A 22217-nucleotide genomic window follows, 5' to 3' on the forward strand; every position below is an offset into this window, starting at 1 on the left:
CTCGGCCGGGGCCGTTATGCCGCCCCACCTGGGGCTCTACGCGCGAAGATAGCGCGTGTGCGATCGGGAAACCATACTTAAACGTCCAAGCCCCGGCCACCGTCGCCCCGGGCGGACCCCCTCTCCTCAGCTCCCCCACAGAGGACGCAAGCATGCCTGTGGTCCAGCCGACCACCGAGTCGCCCGAACCCGCCGACACCGCGCCCGAGCCCCCCGGCGGCGCGCTGGACCGCTTCTTCCGGATCGGCGAGCGCGGCTCCACCCTGCCGCGCGAGATCCGCGGCGGTGTCGCCACCTTCTTCACCATGGCGTACATCCTGGTGCTGAACCCGATCATCCTGGCCAGCGCCACGGACATGACCGGGGCCCACCTCGACAGCGCCCAGCTGGTCACCGCCACCGCCCTCACCGCCGGGCTCACCACCCTGCTGATGGGCGTGATCGGCAACGTCCCGATCGGCCTGGCCGCCGGCCTCGGCGTCAACACCATCGTGGCGCTCCAGCTCGCGCCCAAGATGACCTGGCCCGACGCCATGGGCATGGTCGTGCTCGCCGGCTTCGCGATCATGCTGCTGGTGGCCACCGGCCTGCGCGAGCGCGTCATGAACGCCGTGCCGCTCGGCCTGCGCAAGGCCATCGCGATCGGCATCGGCCTGTTCATCAGCCTGGTCGGCCTGGTCGACTCCGGCTTCGTCAGCCGCATTCCGGACGCCGCCCACACCACCGTCCCGCTGCAGCTCGGCGGCAGCGGGCACCTGCTGGGCTGGCCGGTGCTGGTCTTCGTGGTCGGCCTGCTGCTCACCCTGGTCCTGGTGATCCGCAAGGTGCCCGGCGCGATCCTGATCAGCATCGCCGTCTCCACCGGCCTCGCCGTGGTGATCGACAAGCTCGCCGACGTGCCCGCGCTCAAGTGGGGCCTCACCGTCCCGGCGTGGCCCGGCAACCCGGTCGCCGCCCCGGACTTCGGGCTGGTCGGCAAGGCCAGCCTGTTCGGCGGCTTCGAGAAGGTCGGCGTGCTGACCGGCGTGCTGTTCGTCTTCACCGTCCTGATGTCCTGCTTCTTCGATGCGATGGGCACCATCCTCGGCGTCGCCGACGAGGCGCACCTGCTGGACGAGAAGGGCGACCTGCCCGGCATCAACAAGATCCTCATGGTCGACGGCATCGCCACCGCCGCCGGCGGCGCCACCTCCGCCTCCGCCAACACCTGCTTCGTCGAGTCCACCGCCGGCGTCGGCGAGGGCGCCCGCACCGGCTTCGCCTCGATCGTCACCGGCCTGCTCTTCGTGGTGGCGCTCTTCCTCACCCCGCTCGCCACCATGGTCCCCGCCCAGGCCGCCACCCCGGCCCTGGTCACGGTCGGCTTCCTGATCCTCGCGAACTCCATCAAGGAGATCGACTGGGCCGACCACACCCTCGCGATCCCGGCCTTCCTGACCATCGTGATGATGCCGTTCACCTACAGCATCACCAACGGCCTGGGCATCGGGTTCATCACCTTCTGCGTCCTGCGGGTCGCGGCCGGTCGGGGACGTGAGGTGCCGGTCGCGATGTACGCGGTGGCCGGTGTCTTCACCTTCTACTACCTGATGCCGGCCTTCGGCCTGCTCTGACGGCCCCCGGCCCCGCTGACGGCCCCGCTGACGGCCCCGCGCTCCCCGGAGCGCGGGGCCGTTTTCGATATCGATAATTGGCCTGGGTTGATATCGTTTTCTTGTTGTCGGCTCAGGGAGGAACAGCCATGGCGCGAACGGTGATCGACCTCGATGACGACCTGCTGGCCGAGGCGCAGCGTCTGTTCGGTACGACGACCAAGGTCGCCACGGTGAATGCGGCCCTGTTGGAGGCCGTGAAACTGGCCAGGCGGATAGAGCTCGCCGATGCCATCGCCAACGGGGAGTTCGACCTCCTCGACGAGCCGGGCAAGTCGGCGGCGGCGTGACCCGGGAACGCTATCTGATCGACAAGTCGGCCATGGCTCGGTGGGGAAAGCCGGCAGTGCGGCCGATCCTCGACGACCTCTCGCAGCGTGCGCTGCTGGCAGTGAGCGCGGCGGTCGAGATGGAGGTTCTGCACAGTGCGCGTAACGCGGCGGAGGCGGATCGGCTGAGTCACCTGCTCCGAGGGTTCGACTACCTGCCGTGCACGGACGAGGTCTGGGACCGGGCCAAGGACATTCAGCGCCGTGCCCTGTTCCGGGGGAACCACCGGGCCCTCTCGATGGCCGACGTGCTGATCGCAGCCACGGCCGAGCGGCACGGTGTCACGGTCCTGCACTATGACGGCGACTACGACATGATCGCGGCCATCACCGGGCAGTCGACCCGCTGGGTCGTGCCGGCCGGGGCGGCCGACTGAAGCCTCCGTTCCTCCGGCGCCGCGCGGCCCGTCCTCCGGTCAGGGAGGGCGGGCCGTGTCCGGGATCAGTGGACGCAGAACTCGTTGCCCTCGGGGTCCTGCATGACCGTCCAGGCGCCGCCGGGCTCCTCGACGTGGCGCAGGAGGGTGGCGCCGAGGGTTTCGAGGCGGGTGACGGTGGCCGCGCGCTCGCCCGGGCCGGGGTGGACGTCCAGGTGGAGGCGGTTCTTGCCCTGCTTGGGCTCGGGGACGGCCTGGAAGAGGAGGCGGCGGCCGAGGCCGGTGTCGGAGGCCGGGTCGTGCGGGTCCTCCGGGTGGCGGACGGCGGCGAGGGTGCGCCAGGCGGGGTGGCCGTTGACCTCGGTGAGGACGTCCTCGGTGACCGCGCCGGCGGCGAGCAGGCGGGTGATCAGGGTGCTGTGGTCCTCGACGGTGTAGTCGAGGGCGGCACCCCAGAAGGCGGCCTGGCGGTGCGGGTCGGCGCAGTCGATGACGAGCTTCCAGTGCAGCGGCATGTAACCCTTTATAGGGGTTACCGGTGGGGCGGGGCAATCACCGCCGGTCGCGGGATGTCAAAAAGGCGACCGTGTAGGGCAGTTGGCGATGGGCATACTGCCTGGGCGGACGATGGGGGAGGGGGCTCGAACGATGGTGCGACAGGATCCGCCCGGGGGAGTCGAGGCGCAGCTGCTGCCGGAGCTGTTCTGGCGCGCGGACAGGGCCTCGTTGGACGGGCAGCGCGAGACGCTGCGCTGGTACCGCGGACTCATCGCGATGCTGGTGCTCGCCGCGCTGATCGGCTCGCTGCCGGGCCCGGACCACAAGGGCGACGGCGACATCACGCCGCTGTTCTCGGTGGCCGCGTTCCTGGTCGCCGGCTACTTCTGGTCCCGGCTGCGCCGCGGCAACCCGCAGGGCCGCTGGTACCAGGCGCGGGCGGCGGCCGAGTCGGTGAAGACGCTGGCCTGGAAGTACACCGTCCGGGCCCGGCCGTTCGACGGCGAGGGCGAGTCCGCGGACGTGGACCACGGCTACCTGCTGCAGGTCGAGGACGTGCTGCGGGCCTTCGAGGACCCGGAGATCGTGCCGCCCGGCGCCGTCGCCGAGATCACCCCGGAGATGCGCCGGCAGCGGGCGGGCGACCTGGCCGCCCGGCGCACCCTCTACCTGCGCACCCGGGTCGAGGGCCAGCGCACCTGGTACCGCTCCCGGGCCGAGGCCTGCGACTCGCAGGCGGTCTCCTGGGGTCTGGGCATCGCGGCGCTGATCATCGTCGGTGCGGCCGCCGCCGTCGCGCAGGCCACCGGCGCCCTGCAGGTGCACATCTTCGGCGCCAGCTCGGCCGCGGCCGCGGCGATCATCGCCTGGACGCAGCTCAAGCAGCTCGGCCCGCTGGCGGCCGCCTACCAGCTGGCCGCGCGGGAGCTGGAGAACGTCGGCAACCAGCTGTCCGACCTGGACCTCCGGGCGCCGGACGCGGAGGCCCGCTGGGCCCGGCTGGCCGCCGAGGCGGAGGACGCCGTCTCCCGCGAGCACACCACCTGGCGGGCCCGCCGCGCCTTCCCCCGCTAGACCAACTCCGGGAAGAGACTGGGGAGATCCGGCGAAGCGGGGTCACTGAGGGCGCACAGGTGTGCGGGGTGCGTGAGGGTCGGACGGGGAGCTGGGGACCGTAATCATTACGTGTCCATGCCGTGGTTTCATCGCCTCCGCGCGACCCGAAGTCCCTGCCCGGAGGCCCCCCTTGCGCATTCTCCTGATCGCCAGCGCGTTCAACAGCCTGACCCAGCGCGTCCACACCGAGCTGCGCGGACGCGGCCACCAGGTCGCCGTCCAGCTCGCCCTCGGCGACGAGCAGATGAGGGCGGCGGTGGCCCGGGTCGATCCCGAGCTGATCGTCTGCCCGATGCTGACCAAGGCCGTCCCGGAGGACATCTGGTCCAGCCGGACCGTCCTCATCGTGCACCCCGGCCCCAAGGGCGACCGCGGGCCCTCCTCGCTCGACTGGGCGATCACCGAGGGCGCGGAGCGCTGGGGCGTCACCGTGCTGCAGGCCGTCGCGGAGATGGACGCCGGCGACATCTGGGCGTCCGTCGAGTTCGCCGTCCCGGCCTGCGGCAAGAGCGAGCTGTACCGGGGCGCGGTCGCCGACGCCGCCGTCGAGGCCGTCCTGCTGGCCGTCCAGCGGTTCCAGGGCGGGCTGTTCACCCCCGAACCGCTCGACTACGGCCGCCCGGACGTGCACGGCGAGCTGCGGCCGTTCCTCAAGCAGGTCGCCCGGCGGATCGACTGGGCGGCGGACGACACCGCCACCGTGCTGCGCAAGCTGCGCGCCGCCGACTCCCAGCCCGGCGTGCTCGACGAGCTGTACGGCCGCGAGTACTTCCTGCACGGCGGCCACCCCGAGGACGAGCTGCGCGGCCCGGAGCCCGGGGCCGTGCTCGCCACCCGGGACGGCGCGGTCTGCCGCGCCACCGTCGACGGCGCGGTGTGGATCCCGCAGCTGCGCCCGCGCCGCACCCCCGGCGGGCCCGCCACCTTCAAGCTGCCCGCCGCGACGGTGCTCGCCGAGGTCCTGGGCCGGGTCCGCGAGGTGCCGGTGAGCCCGGCCGCCGCCGCCCGCCGGGACACCTGGTCCGAGCTGCGCTACCGCGAGGAGGGCGACGTCGGGTACCTCGAATTCGCCTACGCGGGCGGGGCGATGAGCACCGAGCAGTGCCGCCGGCTGCTCGCCGCCTACCGGGAGGCGGCGGACCGGCCGACCTCGGTGCTGGTGCTCGGCGCGCCCCAGGACTTCTTCTCCAACGGGATCCACCTCAACGTCATCGAGGGCGCGCCCTTCCCGGCGCTGGAGTCCTGGGAGAACATCAACGCGATGGACGACCTCGTCGAGGCGATCCTGACCACCGACGACAAGCTCACCGTCGCCGCCCTGGCCGGCAACGCGGCGGCCGGCGGCCTGATGCTGGCGCTCGCCGCCGACGAGGTGTGGTGCCGCGAGTCGGCGGTGCTCAACCCGCACTACCGGCTGATGGGCCTGTACGGCTCCGAGTACTGGACGTACACCCTGCCGCGCCGGGTCGGCGCCGACCGGGCCGAGCGGCTGACCACCGAGGCGCTGCCGATCGGTGCCGAACTCGCCCACCGGATCGGCCTGGTGGACCGTACGGCCGGCGGGGACGCGGCGGCCTTCCGCCGCTGGACGCTCCGCGAGGCGGCCCGGCTGGCCGACTCGCCCGAGCTGACCGGGCGGCTGGTGGACAAGAAGCGCCGCCGGGCCGCCGACGAGGAGGAGAAGCCGCTGGCCGCGTACCGGGAGGAGGAACTGCGGCGGATGCACGCCAACTTCTACCGGGCGGGCGAGCCGTACCACGCGCTGCGGCGGGACTTCGTGCGCAAGGTCTGCCCGGTGGCCACGCCGGAGCACCTGACGGGGCTGCTCGGCCCGGCGGAGTGAGGGGATGAGAGCGGTGGGCGCCCGGCCGGGGTCCGGACGCCCACCCGTTCGCGGCGCTACCGCGGTGCTACCGGGGCGCTACCGGGCGGCGCCGGGGCCGCCGACCGGCCGCGGTGCCGTCTGCTGCGGGAACTGCTGCTCCTGCCAGGCCCGGTGGACCTGCTGCGCGCGCCGGAGCTGCTCGCCCAGCGGTGCCTCCCGGGGCTCCGGCACCCGGCCCGGGCGCGCGGGCTGCGAGGCCTGCGAAGGCTGCGAGGCCTGCGAGGGCCGCGACGTGCCCGACGAGCGAGACGCGCCCGAGGTGCGCGGCGGCAGCGGGGCCGCCGGGCCGAGCAGCAGCGGCTGCGCGTTGCTGTGGCTCGGCGAGACGGCGAAGGCGAGCGAGCCGAAGAACACGTAGCAGCCCAGCCCCGCACCGAGCGGGAAGATGAACTGCAGGGCCATCAGGCCGCCTTCGGTCGAGTGCGCGAGGTCCACCCGGACGGACAGCGCCGCCATACCGGTGTAGTGCATCGCGCAGACGGCGACGCCCATCACCGGCGCGGCGGCCAGGACGGCGAGCGTGCCCCGGATGTTCAGCGCGGCCCAGAGGGCCGCGGTGGCGGCGAACACCGCGATGGCGACGGAGAGCCCGACCGTGAAGTGGTCGTACTCGAGGTGGCCGGGCAGCACCATCGCGGCCATGCCCAGGTAGTGCATCGCGGCGACGCCGAGGCCGGTGGTCAGCCCGCCGATCAGCAGGGACAGGACGGGGCGCCGCCGCCAGTACCCGACCGTGAACAGGCCGATGCCGACCACCGCGACGGCGACCAGCAGGCTGAGCACCGTCAGCCCGGGCCGGTAGCTGATGTCGAGGCCGGAGACGGAGAAGCCGAGCATCGCGATGAAGTGCATGGACCAGATCCCGGCGCCCAGCGAGGTCGAGGCGAAGAGCAGCCAGACGAACCGGGTGCGGCCCTGCGAGACGAGGGCCCAGCGGGCGCTGCGCAGCGCGACGAAGGAGCCGAGGCAGGCGACGAAGTACGAGACCGCCGGTGTCACCCAGCCGTGGTCGGCATGGTGGATGTGACCCAAGAGGAACTCCCTGGACGGGGTGCGGGGAGGAGGGCGCCAGGCCCGGGCGGAGGCGGGGGCGGCCGGCGGGCGGGCCGGCCGGACGGACGGCGGGGCCGCGCGCGGGGGTGGGCATGCAGGAGACACCGCCGAAGGGGGCCTGGCCTGTGGTGCCCCTGACAACGGGGGACAGTAGTCATTGCCCGGCGGCGGCACAATGTTCGGGCTTTTGGTGAATTCCCTGGTCAGCGTGGGCCTTTACCGACTCTGCATGATCTTGGCACCAACCCCTGACAACTCGTTGCGCACAGTTCACTACAGCCGAAACGGCCGCTCCGACGACTGTTTCGGCGGCTGTCGGCGACTGTTCCGGCGGCTGGTCCGGCCGCTGTCGGCGGCGCCGCGGCTACGACAGCGGCGCTAGCCCGAACGGGTGGCCGGCCGGGTCGATCAGCACCTTGAGCGTGCGTCCGTGCTGGTAGGTCGGCTCGGTGGCGCCGAGCGCGAGGGCCTTGGCGGTGGCCTCGTCCAGGTCGTCGACGTAGAAGTCGAGGTGGAAGTGCTTGCCGCCGTCCGGTTCCGTCCAGGGCTCCGGCCGGTAGCCGGTGACCCGGCCGAAGGCGAGCGGGCTGCCGCCCTCCGGGTTGTCCAGGATCGCGAAGTGCTCGTCCGCGTGCCGGGTCTCCCAGCCCAGCAGGTCGCCGTAGAACGCCGCCAGCGCGACCGGGTCGGCGCAGTCGATGGTGACCATGGCGAGACGGGCGAAGCCGGAGCCGTCGAGGGCGGGCTGTTCGGCGAGGTCGGACATGGCTGCTGGGCCCTTCTGGGAGTGGGGCCGGTGGCCCATCACCAATATGGCACCGGGCTCCGGAGGCGGCGCGGCGGGAATCCGATTTTATTTAGCGAGAGTAATGACGTAGTCTAAAGAGATGCCCGAGATGTCCGAGCAGGACCTCGCAGCGATCAGTCAGCTGCGGTCGTCCACGATGCGCCTGTCCCGACGACTCAAACACCAGCGGGTGGAGGAGTCGTTGAGTCCGACCGAGATGGGGGTGCTGGGCACCCTCGCCCGGTGCGGGAAGGCCACACCGGGTGAGCTCGCCCGGAAGGAGCACGTGCAGCCTCCTTCGATGACCAGGATCGTCGCGATGCTGGAGGAGAAGGGGCTGGTGCGGCGCGAGCCGCACCCCGAGGACCGCCGCCAGGTGGTCGTCAGCAGCACCGAGCAGGCCGAGGCGATCCTCGCGGAGAGCCGCCGGCGCCGAAACGTCTGGCTCGCCGAGCTCGCCCAAGGGCTCGACGAGGAGGAATGGGCGGTCCTCAGGGAGGCAGCGCCCGTGCTCTACAAGCTCGCACACCTCTAGGCACACCGACCTCGGCCAGCCAGCCGGGAGACGAAGGAGCTCGCATCACCGCAGGACCGACCACCGACACCAGGAGCGTGACGGCCCCCGCCAGGGTCGTCGCGCCACGAGGGGAGACCACCGTGACACCGCCGGCCGCAGCAAGCGCCGCCGCCATCCGTACCCGACTCGACGACCCGACCACCGACCCCGCCGCGGACAGCCCCGCGGCCGCCGACGCCCAGGCCCCCGCCCCCAGCGGACTGCCCGGCAGCGGCGACGACGACCCCGACGAACGCACCGCGGCGGACTCCGCCGCTCAGGGCCGCAGCCACGCGGCCTCGTCTCCCACAGGTGCCCGCTTCACGAGGCCCGGGGGGATGTTCTCCTCGCTGCGCGTTCGCAACTACCGCTACTACTTCGCCGGCCAGGTGGTGTCCAACACCGGCACCTGGATGCAGCGGATCGCCCAGGACTGGCTGGTGCTCAGCCTCACCGGCAGCCCGCTCGCGGTCGGCATCACCACCGCCATGCAGTTCCTGCCGATGCTGCTGCTCGGCCTGTTCGGCGGCGTGCTCGCCGACCGGATGCCCAAGCGCCGCCTGCTGGTGTACACCCAGGGCGCGATGGGCCTGCTCGCCGCGGGCCTCGCCGTGCTGACCATCGGCGGCCTCGTGACGCCGTACTACGTGTACGCCTTCGCGCTGCTGCTCGGCCTGGTCACCGTGGTCGACAACCCGGCCCGGCAGGCCTTCGTCGCCGAGATGGTCGGGCCGAAGGACCTCGCCAACGCCGTCAGCCTGAACGCCGCCAACTTCCAGACCGCCCGCCTGGTCGGCCCCGCCGTCGCGGGCCTGCTGATCGCCGCGGTCGGCAGCGGCTGGGCCTTCGCCGTCAACGCGCTGTCCTTCGCCGCCGTGATCGGCGGGCTGCTCGCCATGCGCGAGAGCGAACTGCGCCCGACCGAGCCGATCGCCCGGGAGAAGGGGCAGCTGCGGGAGGGGCTCCGGTACGTGAAGGAGCGGCCCGAGCTGGTCTGGCCGATGGTGCTCGCCGGGTTCATCGGCACCTTCGGGTTCAACTTCCCGACCCTGCTGTCCGGTTTCGCCTACGACACCTTCAAGGTCGGCGCCGGCCAGTACGGCCTGCTGAACACCGCGATGGCGGTCGGCTCGCTCGCCGGCGCGCTGCTCGCCGCCCGCCGGGGCGCGCCGCGGCTGCGGCGGCTGGTCGGCGCGGCGCTGGGCTTCGGCACGCTGGAGGTGGTCGCGGCCTTCGCGCCCGACTACTGGACCTTCGCGCTGCTGCTCATGCTGATCGGGGTGTTCGGGCTGAGCTTCAACACCTCGGTCAACTCCTCGCTCCAGCTGGCCACCGACCCCGAGATGCGCGGCCGGGTGATGGGCCTGCTGGTGCTGGTCTTCACCGGCGGCACGCCGATCGGCGCCCCGATCGTCGGCTGGGTCACCGCCTCGTACGGGCCCCGGCTCGGCCTGCTGGCCTGCGGGCTGGTGTCCGCGGCGGCCGCCGGTGCGGTCGGCCTGGTGCTGGCCCGCAGCGCGGACCTGCGGGTGCGGTTCGACCTGCACCCCGGGCGCGGCGGCCGGGTGGTGGCCTTCGTGCCGCGGACCGTCCCGGCGCGCAAGTCGGAGCTGGCAGCGGCCTGCTGATGATGCGTCAGGAAGTCCCGGGGGCCTGCCTCCGGGACTTCCCGACTGATCGTCAGACCCGGATCTCCAGCACCTGGCCGGGCCACATGCCGGACGGCTGCTCGACCTCGAAGCTCACGGTCTCGGTGAAGCCGAGCGCCCGGTACTGGCCGACCAGCTTGCGGTCGTTGCCCGCGTAGCAGTCCACCCGCAGCAGGCCGATGCCGCGCCGGCGGGTCTCCTCGACCGCGTCGGCGACCAGCGCGGCGCCGATGCCGGAGCCCTTGCGGGTGCGGTCGGTGACCAGCAGGCGGAGGTAGAGCTCGCGCTCGTCCACGGCGGGGATCCACTTGCCGCGGTCCTCGTTGAGCACGCAGCAGCCGACCGTCCGGCCGTCCTCGTCCACGGCGAGGCGGACCAGGAAGGGCTCGGAGGCGTAGGAGGTGATCTGGTCGACGCGGGCCGGGTTGGCGCTGAAGGGCTGGTCGCCCCACTGGCCGGCGCGGTCGTCGGCCGTCAGCCAGGAGACGGCGCCGTCGAGCAGGGACAGGATGTCGGGGACGTCCGCGGGCCCCCCGTTGCGGATGTTCATGGAAAACCTTTCTACACCGAAAGGTCGAACGCGGGAAGATTGATCCATGAGGCTGTTCGTGGCGGTACTCCCACCGGTCAGGGCGCTGCAGGAACTCTCCGACGCGGTCGCGCCGGTGCGCGGGCTGCCCGGGGCGGACCGGCTGCGCTGGACCACCGTGGAGGGCTGGCACCTCACCCTGGCCTTCCTCGGCGAGGTGGCGCCCGACCGGCTGCCGGAGCTGGAGGAGGGCCTGGCCGCCGTCGCCGAGGTCCACGAGGCGCACCGGCTGCGGATCGCGGGCTCCGGCCGGTTCGGCGACCGGGTGCTCTGGGCGGGCGTGGACGGCCAGACCTGGGCCCTGCGCCGGCTCGCCGAGGCCGTCACCCAGGCGACCGCCGAGCTCACCGGGGAGACCGACTCCTACGTCTTCCACCCGCACCTCACGCTCGCCCGGGCCGGCTCCGCGCGCGGCCACCGGCGGGCCGTCCAGCGGGTCGCGGCGGCCGAGCTGGAGGCCCTGGCGGCGGCGCTGGCGGACTACCGGGGGCCGGAGTGGGAGGCCGCCGAGCTGCACCTGATGCGGAGCGACCTGGACGGGGGCTTCGCCCACTACGAGTCGCTGCGCTCGTGGGCGCTGGCCGACTGGAGCTGAGGGCCGCCGGTCGGCGCGGGTGCGGGGCGGAGGTACGCTCGTTGACCGTGGATCCCAAGACTCGTATGCGCATCGTCTCCGGCACCCTGGTGCTGCTGCTGGTCGTCGTGCTGATCAGCTCACTGGTCAATCGCTGAGGCCTGTTGCGGAAGCCCGGCAACGGAGGAGGGCCACCGCCCGCAGGCGGTGGCCCTCAGTCGCGCTCGGGTGCCGGCTTTCCGGGTGCCGGGCTTTCCGGTGCCGGCTTCGGGTGCCGACTTCCGGTGCCGGCTTCCGGCGCCGGCTTTCCGCTCAGGCGCCGAGCTGCTCGACCACGTAGTCGATGCAGTGGGTGAGCGCCTCGACGTCCGCCGGGTCGATCGCCGGGAACATCGCGACGCGCAGCTGGTTGCGGCCCAGCTTGCGGTACGGCTCGGTGTCCACGATGCCGTTGGCACGCAGTGCCTTGGCGACCGCGGCGGCGTCCACCGACTCGTCGAAGTCGATCGTGCCGACGACCTGCGAACGCTCGGCCGGGTTCGCCACGAAGGGGTTCGCGAAGGAGGACTTCTCGGCCCAGGAGTACAGCCGGGACGAGGAATCAGCCGTACGGGCGACGGCCCAGTCGAGCCCGCCGTTGCCGTTCAGCCACTCCAGCTGGTCGGCCAGCAGGAACAGGGTGGCGATCGACGGGGTGTTGTACGTCTGGTCCTTCGACGAGTTGTCGATGGCCGTCGGCAGCGAGAAGAACGGCGGGATGTAGCGGCCGGACGCGGCGATCTCCGCGGCGCGCTCCAGGGCGGCCGGGGAGAAGGTGGCCAGCCACAGGCCGCCCTCGGAGGCGAAGGACTTCTGCGGCGCGAAGTAGTAGACGTCGGTCTCGGCGATGTCCACCGGCAGGCCGCCGGCGCCCGAGGTGGCGTCCACCAGGACCAGCGAGCCCTGGTCCGCGCCCGCCGGGCGCCGGATCGGCATCGCGACGCCGGTCGAGGTCTCGTTGTGGGTGAGGCCGTAGACGTCCACGCCGGCCTCGGCGACCGGCAGCGGGTGGGTGCCCGGGGCGGTCTTGATCACGGTCGGCTCGGCCAGCCACGGGGCGGCCTTCACCGAGGAGGCGAACTTCGACGAGAACTCGCCGAAGTCCAGGTGCTGGGACTTCTCCCGCACCAGGCCGAAGGCCGCGATGTCCCAGAAGGCGGTGGAGCCGCCGTTGCCGAGGACCACCTCGTACCCCTCGGGGAGGGAGAACAGGCTGCTCACGCCCTCGCGGACGCGCTTGACCACGTTCTTGACGGGGGCCTGGCGGTGCGAGGTGCCGAGCAGGGAGGTCCCGGTCGCGGCGAGGGCACTCAGTGCCTCGGGGCGCACCTTGGACGGGCCGCAGCCGAAACGGCCGTCTGCGGGCTTGATGTCAGCGGGGATCTGGATCTGAGCCACGCGCGCAGCCTACCGGCCGGGCCCGGGGCCGGATACGGTCGTCCGCCCGCTGAGACTGTGATCTCGACTGCTCGACGGTGTGCGAACAGCGGGCCCGGCCGGAGCCGGACCCGCTGGTCAGAGTGCTGCAGTGACGGTTCGCCGGGTGCGCTCAGCGCGCGATGGCGTCCCAGCCCTCGATCGCCTCGGGGCGGCGCGGGCCCGGGCCGATGTAGCGCGCGGAGGGGCGCACGAGCCGGCCCGTGCGCTTCTGCTCCAGGATGTGCGCCGACCAGCCGGCGGTGCGCGCGCAGGTGAACATCGAGGTGAACATGTGCGCCGGCACCTCGGCGAAGTCCAGCATGATCGCGGCCCAGAACTCCACGTTGGTGGCCAGCACGCGGTCCGGACGGCGGTTGTGCAGCTCCTCCAGGGCCGCCTTCTCCAGCGCCTCGGCGACCTCGAAGCGCGGCGCGCCGAGCTCCTTGGCGGTGCGGCGCAGCACGCGGGCGCGCGGGTCCTCGGCGCGGTAGACGCGGTGGCCGAAGCCCATCAGGCGCTCGCCCTTGTCCAGCGCGTTCTTCACCCACGCGGTCGCGTCGCCGGTGCGCTCGATCTCCTCGATCATGCCGAGCACGCGGGACGGGGCGCCGCCGTGCAGCGGGCCGGACATCGCGCCGACCGCGCCGGACAGCGCGGCCGCGACGTCGGCGCCGGTGGAGGCGATGACCCGGGCGGTGAAGGTGGAGGCGTTCATGCCGTGCTCGGCGGCGGACGTCCAGTAGGCGTCGACGGCCTTGACGTGCTTCGGGTCCGGCTCGCCGCGCCAGCGGATCATGAAGCGCTCGACGACCGTCTCGGCCTTGTCGATCTCGCTCTGCGGGACCATCGGCAGGCCCTGGCCGCGGGCCGACTGGGCGACGTACGACAGCGCCATCACGGCGGCCCGGGCCAGGTCGTCCCGGGCCTGGTCGGCGTCGATGTCGAGCAGCGGCTTCAGGCCCCAGACCGGGGCGAGCATGGCGAGCGCGGACTGCACGTCGACCCGGATGTCACCCGAGTGCACCGGGATCGGGAACGGCTCGGCGGCCGGCAGGCCGGGGTTGAACTTGCCGTCCACCAGCAGGCCCCAGACGTGGCCGAAGGAGACCTTGCCGACCAGGTCGTCGATGTCGACACCGCGGTACCGCAGGGCGCCGCCTTCCCGGTCGGGCTCGGCGATCTCGCTCTCGAACGCGACGACTCCCTCAAGCCCGGGTACGAAATCGGACATGCGACGGCTCCTTCAGTTCTGCGATCGGCGCTCCGCCGTGGTGGGGCGGCGCGCCAGTGACCGAATGGTGGTTGGCACTCGGTGCCAGAGTGACAGGCACGGGGTGCATTGCGCCATACACCACAGCGGTGATGTTGCCCGGCGGACCGCTTGACTTTCCCGTCAGGCTCCGCCGAACGGCCGCAGGGCGCGCGGGTCGGGGCCGAGGCCCCGGGACGGAATGCCTCGGTACCGGACAATTCCCCGCACGACGGGCGGCCAAGCGGTGGCGAGCCACCTTATCCCCGACCGTGGTTCGCCAGTCGGTCGCGGCATGGAGCGGCGTCGGTTGCTTGTCGTACGGGATGATGTTGGCGTGCAGACCCCGGAACGCGCCCAGTCGACGCCCCTGAGCCCCGCCCCCCGGACCCCGGCCGTCACGGCCGAGGAGGCCCGACCCGGGCCGGACCTCACCGTGATGCGCAAGCACTACACCCACGAGGGCCTCGGCGAGGACCAGCTGGCACCCGACCCGATCGCCCAGTTCACCCGCTGGTTCCACGAGGCGGACGACTCCGGCGTGGTCGAGCCCAACGCCATGGTGCTCTCCACCGCCGACGCCGAGGGCCGGCCCAGCGCCCGTACCGTCCTGCTCAAGGGCTTCGACGCGCGCGGCTTCGTCTTCTACACCAACTACGGCTCCCAGAAGGGCGCCGAACTCGCCGCCAACCCGCACGCCGCCCTGCTGTTCCCCTGGATCGCCCTGGCCCGCCAGGTCATCGTCCAGGGCCGGGTCGAGAAGGTCGGCCGCGACGAGACCGCCGCCTACTTCCGCACCCGCCCGCACGGCTCCCAGCTCGGCGCCTGGGCCAGCGAGCAGTCCAGCCCCGTCGACGACCGCGAGGTCCTGGAACAGCGCTACGCCGACCTCGAACGCCGCTACCCCGAGGGCGAGGGCGTACCCGTCCCGCCGTTCTGGGGCGGCTACCGCGTCATCCCGGAGAGCATCGAGTTCTGGCAGGGCCGCGCCAACCGGCTGCACGACCGGCTCCGCTACCTCGCCGACCCGGCCGCCCCGACCGGCTGGCGGGTGGAGCGCCTCTGCCCGTAGCGCGGCGGGGCGGGGCGGGGGACGGGTGGCGCGCTGTGGCGTGCTCTGGCGTCGGCTGGCGAGGCTCGGGGGCCGTGACCGCGCCGAACTGATGGTCCGTCACGGACGACCTCCGGCGTGTAGGATGCTGCCCGTTCCGGCAGGCAGCCCGCGGCGCCGGCGCGATCGAGTGAGGGACTGATGGGCGTCACCGATGCGGACACCGCCGCTGGACTCGGCTCTGACCTGGTCGACGTCGCCGCCCTGTCGCTCGACGAACTCGACGCCCTCCCCGATACCGTCCTCGGCGACCTGCTGCGCCGAGTGGTCGCGGACGCCCTGACCCCCGGCGCCGAGCCGCTCGCCGCCTTCCAGTCGGCGCTCGATCTCTAGTTCCCCCCCGCGGCGCGCTTCGATGCGCCGGGTGCGCTCCCGAGCGCGGGCGTGCGCCTGACCCCCGGTTAAACCCCCCTGTGGCGGGTGAATCCGCCAACTTCCCAGTAAAGCTGGTGGAGTTCACGACATGCTGGGTATGAGACCAGCGCCGTCGCGGCATGTCGGGTTCGGGGGGAAACGGGTGATGGAGCGGGATCAGCGGCAAGCGCAGGACGCGGGGGACCAGCCGGACCAGCGGCCGTACTTCTTCTTCAGCTACGCGCGTCGGGACTACGTGGCGGAGGACGCCTTCGTCGACCAGTTCTTCAACGACCTGCGCGACGAACTCGGCCGGATGCAGCCGGGCGCGCGTGCCGACGAACTCGCCTACCGGGACACCGAACGGCTGCGGGTCGGCGACGACTGGGCCCAGCAGCTCGCCCGGATGCTCGGCCGCTGCCGCGCCCTGGTCGCGCTCTACTCGCCCGCCTACTTCGCCAGCGACTACTGCGGCAAGGAGTGGACGGCGTTCCGCGGACGCGTCCGGCGCCACCACGAGCAGCACGGCGAACACGTCGCGGCCCTGATCCCGGTGCTCTGGGAGCCCGTCGCCCCGGGCGAGCTGCACGAGGAGGTCACCAAGATCCAGTGGGCCCAGCCGGACATGGGCGAGGCCTACGCCCGGTACGGGCTGCGCGCGCTGCTGCGCACCGACCCCGGCGGCGAGGCCTACCGGAAGATCGTCCGGGTGGTCGCCGGGCGGGTGAAGGTCGCCGCCGACCGCCGGCTCGCCGACCTGCAGGAGTTCGACCTCGGCGCGGTGCGCGGCTACTTCCCGCCGCCCCAGCCGCCGACCGTGTCGACGCCGGAGCCGTCCTCCAGCCCCGGCATGGTGCGGCTGTTCATCGCCGCCGGCCGGGCCGCCGAGGCCGCCGCCGCGGGCGGCGCCCACTACGGCGCCAAGCCCTGGGACTGGGCGCCCTACCACCCGCCGACCCGGCCCTCGCTGGCGGCGCGCGCCCAGCAGGTGATCACCGCCGCCGGGCACACCACCACACTGGAGGAGATCGACGCCGGCCTCGGCGAGAAGCTGGACCAGGCCCGCGAGGACAGCCAGGTCAGCGTCCTGCTGGTCGACCCGTGGGTGGCCGGCAGCGAGCGCTACCGGGCCGCCCTGCGCGAGTACGACGACCAGAACCACCCGGTCACCGGAGTGCTGCTGCCCAGCGGCGACCAGGACCCGGCGGACGGGCCGACCCGCGAGGCGCTGTGGACCGGCGTGCGCGGGGTGTTCCGCCGCAACTGGCTGCGCCGCTTCGACCCCGACCCACTGTTCCGGGTCAAGGTCGGGCGGGACAGCTTCGACCGCGACCTCGACATCGTGGTGACGGTCGCCCAGAACAAGCTGATGGACGACAACTTCGACTGGGGCGAAGGCGGCGCCGTCTTCGGCGTAGGCCCCGGCGACGGCCCGCAGATGCCCGGCCTGGCCATCCCGCCCAGACCCGCCCCCGCCCCGCCCGGTCTGCCCGGTCTATCCGATCTGTCCGGCCTTCCCGGCCTTCCCGGCCGACGCACCCTGGACCTGCCGTACGACCTCCCCGGGCAGCGCCGGGCCGACCAGGACCGCAACGCCCCCTCGAACGGAGACGAGAGCGATGACCACTGAGCCCGACGCACGGCCCGAGCGCGGCGGACCGGGTTCGGTCGTCACGTTCTACTCCTTCAAGGGCGGCACCGGCCGCACGATGGCCCTCGCCAACGTGGGCTGGATCCTCGCCAGCCGCGGCCTGCGCGTCCTGGTGGTCGACTGGGACCTGGAGGCGCCCGGCCTGCACCGCTACTACCACCCGCTGCTCGTCGACCCCGAACTCCACTCCACGGACGGCCTGATCGACCTGCTGCGCTCCTACGTCAAACAGGCGCTGCCCACCGCCGCCGGCCCCACCGGCCTCGGCCCCGCCGAGTGGCTCGACGCGCCCGGCCGGCTGGACGGCTACATCTGCGGCCTCGCCCTCGACCTGCCGCCCGGCGGCCGGCTCGACTTCCTGCCCGCGGGCCGCCAGAACGGTGCCTACGGCGCCGCCGTCACCAGCTTCAACTGGCGCAGCTTCTACCACGGCCGGGACATCCGGGGCGGCGAGTTCCTGCGCGAGCTGCGCGAACGCTGGGCCCGGAACTACGACTTCGTGCTGATCGACAGCCGCACCGGGGTCAGCGACACCTCCGGCATCTGCACCGTGCTGATGCCCGACACCGTCGTCGACTGCTTCACCTTCAGCGCCCAGAACATCCGCGGCGGCGTCGACGCCGCCCGCGCCATCGCCGAGGCCGAGGAGCGGGCGATCCGCGTCCTGCCGGTGCCGATGCGGGTCGAGGACGCCGAGCAGGAACGGCTGGAGGCCGGCCGCGACTTCGCCCGCGAGGCCTTCGCCCCCTACCTTGGCCGCTGGCTGCCCGGTGACCGCCGGGCCGGCTACTGGGCCGACGTCGAGGTGCCGTACAAGCCGTTCTACGCCTACGAGGAGGTGCCCGCCACCGTCGCCGACCGGCCGCAGGAGGCCCGCAGCCTGCTCAACGCCTTCGAACGGCTGGCCGGGTGGATCACCGACGGGCGGGTGCGCACGCTGCGCCCGCTCGGCGCCGAGACCCGCCGCCGGCTCTACGCCGCGTACCTGCGCTCCGCCCGCGCCGTCCCCCGGCAGGTGTTCGTCAGCTACGCGCCGGAGAACCGGATGTGGGCCGAATGGGCGGCCGCCACGCTCACCCGGTTCGGCTACCAGACCTCGCTGCACAACGCCGCCGACCCGTACACCGGCGCCCGGCCGCCGGAGGTCGCCGGGCCGCTCGACGGGCAGGGCCGGGTGCTCGCCCTGCTCTCGTCCGAGTACACCGCGCTGCCCCGTGCCGCCGAGGTCTGGCAACTCCTCCAGGGGGGCGAACTGCCCTCCGGCGCACCGATGTTGGTCGCCCTGCGGCTGCAGGACTCGGACGAGCCGACGCCCCGGCCGTTCGCCGGGCACGTCGTGCCCGACCTGGTGCGCTCCTCCGCCGTGCACGCCGAGGCGCAGCTCTACCACGAGTTCGGCCAGGCGCCCGGCACCAGCCGGCAGTCGGACGGCGACAGCGGCGAGTTCGCCGCCCCGGCGCGCTTCCCCGGCACCGCCCCGCAGGTGCTGGAGGTGCGCTCGCGCAACGCCTCCTTCATCGGCCGCGGCAAACTGCTCGAACTGCTCCGCAACCGCTTCACCGGCGGGCCCGCCGCCGTCCGCAGCCAGGTGCTGTACGGCCTCGGCGGCGCCGGCAAGTCGGAGATCGCCGGCGAGTACGCGCACCGCTTCAAGGCCGCCTACGACGTGGTCTGGTGGGTGCCCGCCGAGGACCCGGCGAACATCCCCGCCGAACTCGCCAAGCTCGCCCCCAAGCTCGGCGTGCCGGGCAGCGACGACGTCGCGCACACCGCCGCCGCGGTGCTCGACGCGCTGCGCCGCGGCCAGCCGCACGGCCGCTGGCTGCTGGTCTTCGACAACGCCAGCACCCCCGAGGAACTGGCCCCCTGGCTGCCCTCCGGCGCGGCCGGCGGCCACGTGCTGATCACCTCCCGCAACCAGGGCTGGTCCAAGCACGCGGGCCTGGTCGAGGTGGACGTCTTCCTGCGCGAGGAGAGCGTGCGGCTGCTGCGCCGCTTCAACACCGGCCTCAGCCAGGACGACGCCGAGCAGATCGCCGCCCGGCTCGGCGACCTGCCGCTGGCCGTCGGCCAGGCCGCCGTCTGGCTCCAGGAGACGCCGATGCGGATCGCCGACTACCTCGGCGAACTCGACCGCGCGCTCACCGAGATGCTCGAACGCACCGCGCTGCACGCCGCCGACTACCCGCACTCCGCCGCCGCGACGCTGCGCATCTCGGTCCAGGAACTGCGCCGGATGAACGAGCCGGCCGCCCAGATCCTGGAGATCTGCGCCTTCCTCGGGCCGGACGCCATCCCGATGCGGCTGCTCTACAGCCGGGCCGTCGTCCGCGCCCTGCGGCTGGCCCCGCGCGCCCCGCGCGACAAGCTCGCGATCGGCGAGCTGCTGCGCGCCATCAGCCGGTTCGGGCTCGCCCGCACCGACCAGGGCAGCGAGACCATCACCGTCCACCGGCTCGTCCAGGCCGTGCTGCGCGACCAGGTCGGCGAGGAGCGGCAGGCCGAACTGCGCGAGGTCGTGCACGCCGCGCTGGCCGCCGCCAACCCCGGCGACCCGGACGTGCCCGCCGACTGGGCCGAGTACGCCGAACTGCTGCCCCACCTGTGGCCGTCCGGGGCCGTCGACAGCGCCGACGAGGACGTCCGGCAGTGGATCATCGACTCGGTCCGTTACCAGTGGAAGCGCAGCCTGCACGAGGCCGGCCGGGAACTCGCCGAGCGCACCCTGCGGCACTGGCGCCAGGACGGCTACGGCGGGCCGGACTTCAACGTCGACGACGACGCCCAGACCCTGATGCTGCGCACCCAGCTCAGCAACATCCGCCGCTCCCAGGGCGCCCTCCAGGAGGCGTACGAGATGGACCGGGACATCCTGGAGCGCTTCACCGCCACCCTCGGCCCCGAGCACTCGCACACCCTCGCCGTCGCCAACAGCCTCGGCGCCGACCTGCGCTTCCTCGGCCGCTACGACGAGGCCCGCGCGCTCGACCGCCGGACCCTGGAAGCCGCCCGGCGCACCCTCGGCCCGGACCACCCGCGCACCCTGATGATCACCAACAACCTCGCGGTGTCCGACTACCTGGCCGGCGACCGGCGGGCCGCGCTGGAACGCCACCGCAGCAACTACCTCCAGCAGCGCGACGCACTCGGCGCGCACAGCCTCTACGCGCTGTCCTCCGCCTCCAACTACGCCCGCGACCTGCGCGAGACCGGGCGGCTGCGGGAGGCCCTGGACCTGCTGGAGGAGACCGTCCGGACGTACCAGCAGACCATCGGCGACAACCACACCGACACCCTGCGCGCCCGCAAGAACCTCGCCGTCGCCCTGCGCCGGGACGGCCGCTACCACGAGGCCGTGGAGATCGACCAGGACATCTACCAGCGCTACCTGGACATCAACGGCCCGGAGCACCCGGACACCCTGGCCGCCGCGACCAACCTGGCCAGCGACTTCAACGCGCTCGGCGAGACCGCGCGGGCCATCCCGCTCGCCGAACGCGCCCTCGCCCGCTACCGCGACTACCTCGGCGAGGACCACCCGGTGACCCTGGCCGGCGCCAACAACCTCTCCGTCTACCTGCGGCTGGTCGGGCGGGTCGACGAGGCCCGGGAGCTGTCCGGCCGCACCCTGGCGCAGTTCCGCCGCGTCCTCGGTGAGCACCACCTGTACATCCCGATCGCGATGATGAACCACGCCAACGACCTCGCCCTGAGCGGGGAGACGGAGGCCGCGCTCGCCCTCGAACTGGAGGCCGCGCCGCTGATGGTCGAGGCGCTCGGCCGGGACCACTACGACTCCATCGGCATCAACTCCAACCTGGCGCTCTCGCTCGCCGCGGTCGGGCAGACCGAGCGGGCCGCCAAGCTGCGCAACGACTGCATCCGGCGGGCCCAGGTGACGCTCGGCGACGACCACCCGACCACGAAGGCCGTGAAGGCCGGGACCAGGCTGGACTCGGACGTGGAGCCGCCGCACGTGTGACGCGTGATGACGGATGGTCAGCAGGGGCTCCCGGCCGGCACTAGGCTCGCGCGCATGGTGCCGTTCCGGCAGTTCCTGCTGAAGATCCACAGTCGGTGCAACCTGGCCTGCGACTACTGCTACGTGTACCAGGGTGCCGACCAGAGCTGGCGGCGGCGGCCGCGCCGGATGGAGCTGCCGACCGTCAGCCGCACCGCCCGCCGGATCGCCGAGCACGCCGCCGCGCACGGGCTCGACGAGGTGACCGTGGTCCTGCACGGCGGTGAGCCGCTGCTCGTCGGCGCCGCCCATCTCGACGCGCTGCTGCGGGAGTTGGCCGGAGCCGGGCCGCGAGTGCGGTTCAGCCTGCAGACCAACGGGCTGCGGCTGCTCGACGAACCGGCGCTGCTCGACGTGCTGCACCGGCACCGCGTCGCCGTGGGCGTGTCGATCGACGGCACCCGCGCCGACCACGACCGGCACCGGCTGCTGCCCTCCGGCGCCGGCAGCTGGGCCCGGACGGCCGAGGCCGTACGGCTGCTCGGCTCCGCCCCGCACCGGGACCTGTTCGCCGGGCTGCTGTGCGTCGTCGACCTCGCCGCCGACCCGGTGGCCACCTACCAGGCGCTGGTGGACTTCGCCCCGCCCCGGATCGACCTGCTGCTGCCGCACGCCACCTGGGCCGCCCCGCCACCCGGCGTCCACCGGCGGACGGTGCCCGGCGCCCCGCCGTCCGGGGAGGAGCCGGCGCCGTACGGGGAGTGGCTGATCGCCGCCTTCGACCGCTGGTACGACGCGCCGCGCCGGGAGACCGGGGTGCGGCTGTTCGAGGAGCTGTCCGTGCTGCTGCTCGGCGGGCGGGCCGCCAGCGAGGCGGTCGGGCTCGCGCCCGTCGACCTGGTCGTGGTCGAGGCGGACGGCACGATCGAGCAGGTGGACAGCCTGAAGGTCGCCTACGAGGGGGCGGCCGGGACGGGGCTCGACGTCTGGCGGCACGACTTCGACGCGGCGGCCGCGCACCCGGCGTTCCGGGCCCGGCAGCACGGGCTCGCCGGGCTCGCGCCGGTGTGCGGCGACTGCCCGCTGGTCCGGGTGTGCGGCGGCGGGCTGTACGCGCACCGGTACGCGGGCGGTGGGGCCGGTGGGGGGTTCGGGCACCCGTCCGTGTACTGCGCGGACCTCGACCGGCTGATCCGGCACATCGCCGGACGGCTGCGGGCGGGAGTGGCGAAGGTGGCGCGGGCGCGGGTCTAGCGCGGCCGCCGGGACTGGGCGCTGATGGACCGTCACGGCAGGTGCGCCGCTCGGTAGGATGCGCGGCGCCCGAGGCCGTGGTCGGGGTGCCCGAGGGGGCCGCTCGCCCGTTCG

The 22217-nt window shown here is 73.2% G+C and carries 19 protein-coding genes; 13 read left to right on the top strand and 6 right to left on the bottom strand.

Annotation, left to right across the window (positions count from 1 at the left end; translation table 11 throughout):
- Positions 1–152: 152 nt before the first annotated feature.
- The 3 genes from VM95_RS02790 to VM95_RS02800 all read left to right on the top strand — a co-directional run bounded on the left by VM95_RS02790 (position 153) and on the right by VM95_RS02800 (position 2358).
- The gene (locus VM95_RS02790) at positions 153–1613 is read left to right on the top strand and encodes an NCS2 family permease (RefSeq protein ID WP_045692352.1); all 1461 of its coding nucleotides are present in this window, start codon (positions 153–155) and stop codon (positions 1611–1613) included.
- Positions 1614–1741: 128 nt separating this feature from the next.
- Positions 1742–1942 (top strand): type II toxin-antitoxin system VapB family antitoxin, encoded by a 201-nt coding sequence (locus VM95_RS02795; protein ID WP_045692353.1) that lies wholly within the window; start codon positions 1742–1744, stop codon positions 1940–1942.
- Positions 1943–1974: 32 nt separating this feature from the next.
- Entirely contained in the window at positions 1975–2358 is a 384-nt protein-coding gene (locus VM95_RS02800) for a PIN domain nuclease (RefSeq protein ID WP_045692428.1), read from the top strand.
- 65 nt (positions 2359–2423) lie between these two features.
- Here VM95_RS02800 and VM95_RS02805 read toward each other — a convergent pair whose 3' ends face one another.
- Complete coding sequence (locus tag VM95_RS02805) at positions 2424–2873, bottom strand: VOC family protein (protein ID WP_045692354.1); 450 nt, start codon at positions 2871–2873, stop codon at positions 2424–2426.
- 133 nt (positions 2874–3006) lie between these two features.
- Between VM95_RS02805 and VM95_RS02810 the strand changes: the two genes are divergently transcribed.
- Positions 3007–3930, top strand: a complete 924-nt coding sequence (locus VM95_RS02810; RefSeq protein ID WP_045692355.1) for a DUF4231 domain-containing protein — start codon at positions 3007–3009, stop codon at positions 3928–3930.
- A 172-nt stretch (positions 3931–4102) separates the two neighbouring features.
- Entirely contained in the window at positions 4103–5815 is a 1713-nt protein-coding gene (locus VM95_RS02815; protein ID WP_045692356.1) for a hydrogenase maturation protein, read from the top strand.
- 78 nt (positions 5816–5893) lie between these two features.
- Here the strand turns inward: VM95_RS02815 and VM95_RS02820 are convergent, their stop codons facing one another.
- Entirely contained in the window at positions 5894–6889 is a 996-nt protein-coding gene (locus VM95_RS02820) for an MHYT domain-containing protein (RefSeq protein WP_063773436.1), read from the bottom strand.
- A gap of 385 nt (positions 6890–7274) precedes the next feature.
- Positions 7275–7676 (bottom strand): VOC family protein, encoded by a 402-nt coding sequence (locus VM95_RS02825; protein ID WP_045692357.1) that lies wholly within the window; start codon positions 7674–7676, stop codon positions 7275–7277.
- 121 nt (positions 7677–7797) lie between these two features.
- Between VM95_RS02825 and VM95_RS02830 the strand changes: the two genes are divergently transcribed.
- Together VM95_RS02830 and VM95_RS02835 are read left to right on the top strand one after the other, a co-directional pair.
- Complete coding sequence (locus tag VM95_RS02830) at positions 7798–8232, top strand: MarR family winged helix-turn-helix transcriptional regulator (protein ID WP_045692358.1); 435 nt, start codon at positions 7798–7800, stop codon at positions 8230–8232.
- A gap of 359 nt (positions 8233–8591) precedes the next feature.
- Positions 8592–9881 (top strand): MFS transporter, encoded by a 1290-nt coding sequence (locus tag VM95_RS02835; RefSeq protein WP_045692430.1) that lies wholly within the window; start codon positions 8592–8594, stop codon positions 9879–9881.
- A gap of 52 nt (positions 9882–9933) precedes the next feature.
- Here the strand turns inward: VM95_RS02835 and VM95_RS02840 are convergent, their stop codons facing one another.
- Entirely contained in the window at positions 9934–10452 is a 519-nt protein-coding gene (locus VM95_RS02840; protein ID WP_078859539.1) for a GNAT family N-acetyltransferase, read from the bottom strand.
- Between the two features lie 46 nt (positions 10453–10498).
- Here VM95_RS02840 and thpR point away from each other — a divergent pair, with 46 nt between their 5' ends.
- Positions 10499–11086: an RNA 2',3'-cyclic phosphodiesterase gene (gene thpR / locus VM95_RS02845; RefSeq protein WP_045692359.1), complete on the top strand. Its 588-nt coding sequence runs from the start codon at positions 10499–10501 to the stop codon at positions 11084–11086.
- Positions 11087–11377: 291 nt separating this feature from the next.
- On the opposite strand, the gene serC is transcribed toward thpR, so the two are convergent.
- Together serC and VM95_RS02855 are read right to left on the bottom strand one after the other, a co-directional pair.
- A complete protein-coding gene (gene serC, locus VM95_RS02850) occupies positions 11378–12502 on the bottom strand; it encodes a phosphoserine transaminase (RefSeq protein WP_045692360.1) in 1125 nt (374 codons plus the stop codon).
- Between the two features lie 151 nt (positions 12503–12653).
- Positions 12654–13754 carry a citrate synthase 2 gene (locus VM95_RS02855; protein WP_045692361.1) on the bottom strand — a complete coding sequence of 367 codons (1101 nt, stop codon included), beginning with the start codon at positions 13752–13754 and terminating at the stop codon, positions 12654–12656.
- 457 nt (positions 13755–14211) lie between these two features.
- Between VM95_RS02855 and pdxH the strand changes: the two genes are divergently transcribed.
- The 5 genes from pdxH (at position 14212) to VM95_RS02880 (ending at position 22103) form a co-directional block, all read left to right on the top strand.
- Entirely contained in the window at positions 14212–14844 is a 633-nt protein-coding gene (gene pdxH / locus VM95_RS02860; RefSeq protein WP_045692432.1) for a pyridoxamine 5'-phosphate oxidase, read from the top strand.
- Between the two features lie 180 nt (positions 14845–15024).
- On the top strand, positions 15025–15216 hold the full coding sequence (gene fxsA / locus VM95_RS02865; protein WP_045692362.1) for an FxSxx-COOH cyclophane-containing RiPP peptide: 192 nt from the start codon (positions 15025–15027) through the stop codon (positions 15214–15216).
- Between the two features lie 187 nt (positions 15217–15403).
- On the top strand, positions 15404–16867 hold the full coding sequence (locus VM95_RS02870; protein ID WP_052706520.1) for a TIR-like protein FxsC: 1464 nt from the start codon (positions 15404–15406) through the stop codon (positions 16865–16867).
- On the top strand, positions 16857–20870 hold the full coding sequence (gene fxsT, locus VM95_RS02875) for an FxSxx-COOH system tetratricopeptide repeat protein (RefSeq protein ID WP_045692363.1): 4014 nt from the start codon (positions 16857–16859) through the stop codon (positions 20868–20870). Before VM95_RS02870 ends, fxsT begins: the two co-directional genes overlap by 11 nt.
- A 54-nt stretch (positions 20871–20924) precedes the next feature.
- A complete protein-coding gene (locus VM95_RS02880) occupies positions 20925–22103 on the top strand; it encodes an FxsB family cyclophane-forming radical SAM/SPASM peptide maturase (protein ID WP_052707103.1) in 1179 nt (392 codons plus the stop codon).
- The last annotated feature ends 114 nt before the right edge of the window (positions 22104–22217 follow it).

The sequence above is a fragment of the Streptomyces rubellomurinus genome (assembly GCF_000961885.1).
GTDB lineage: Bacteria > Actinomycetota > Actinomycetes > Streptomycetales > Streptomycetaceae > Kitasatospora > Kitasatospora rubellomurina.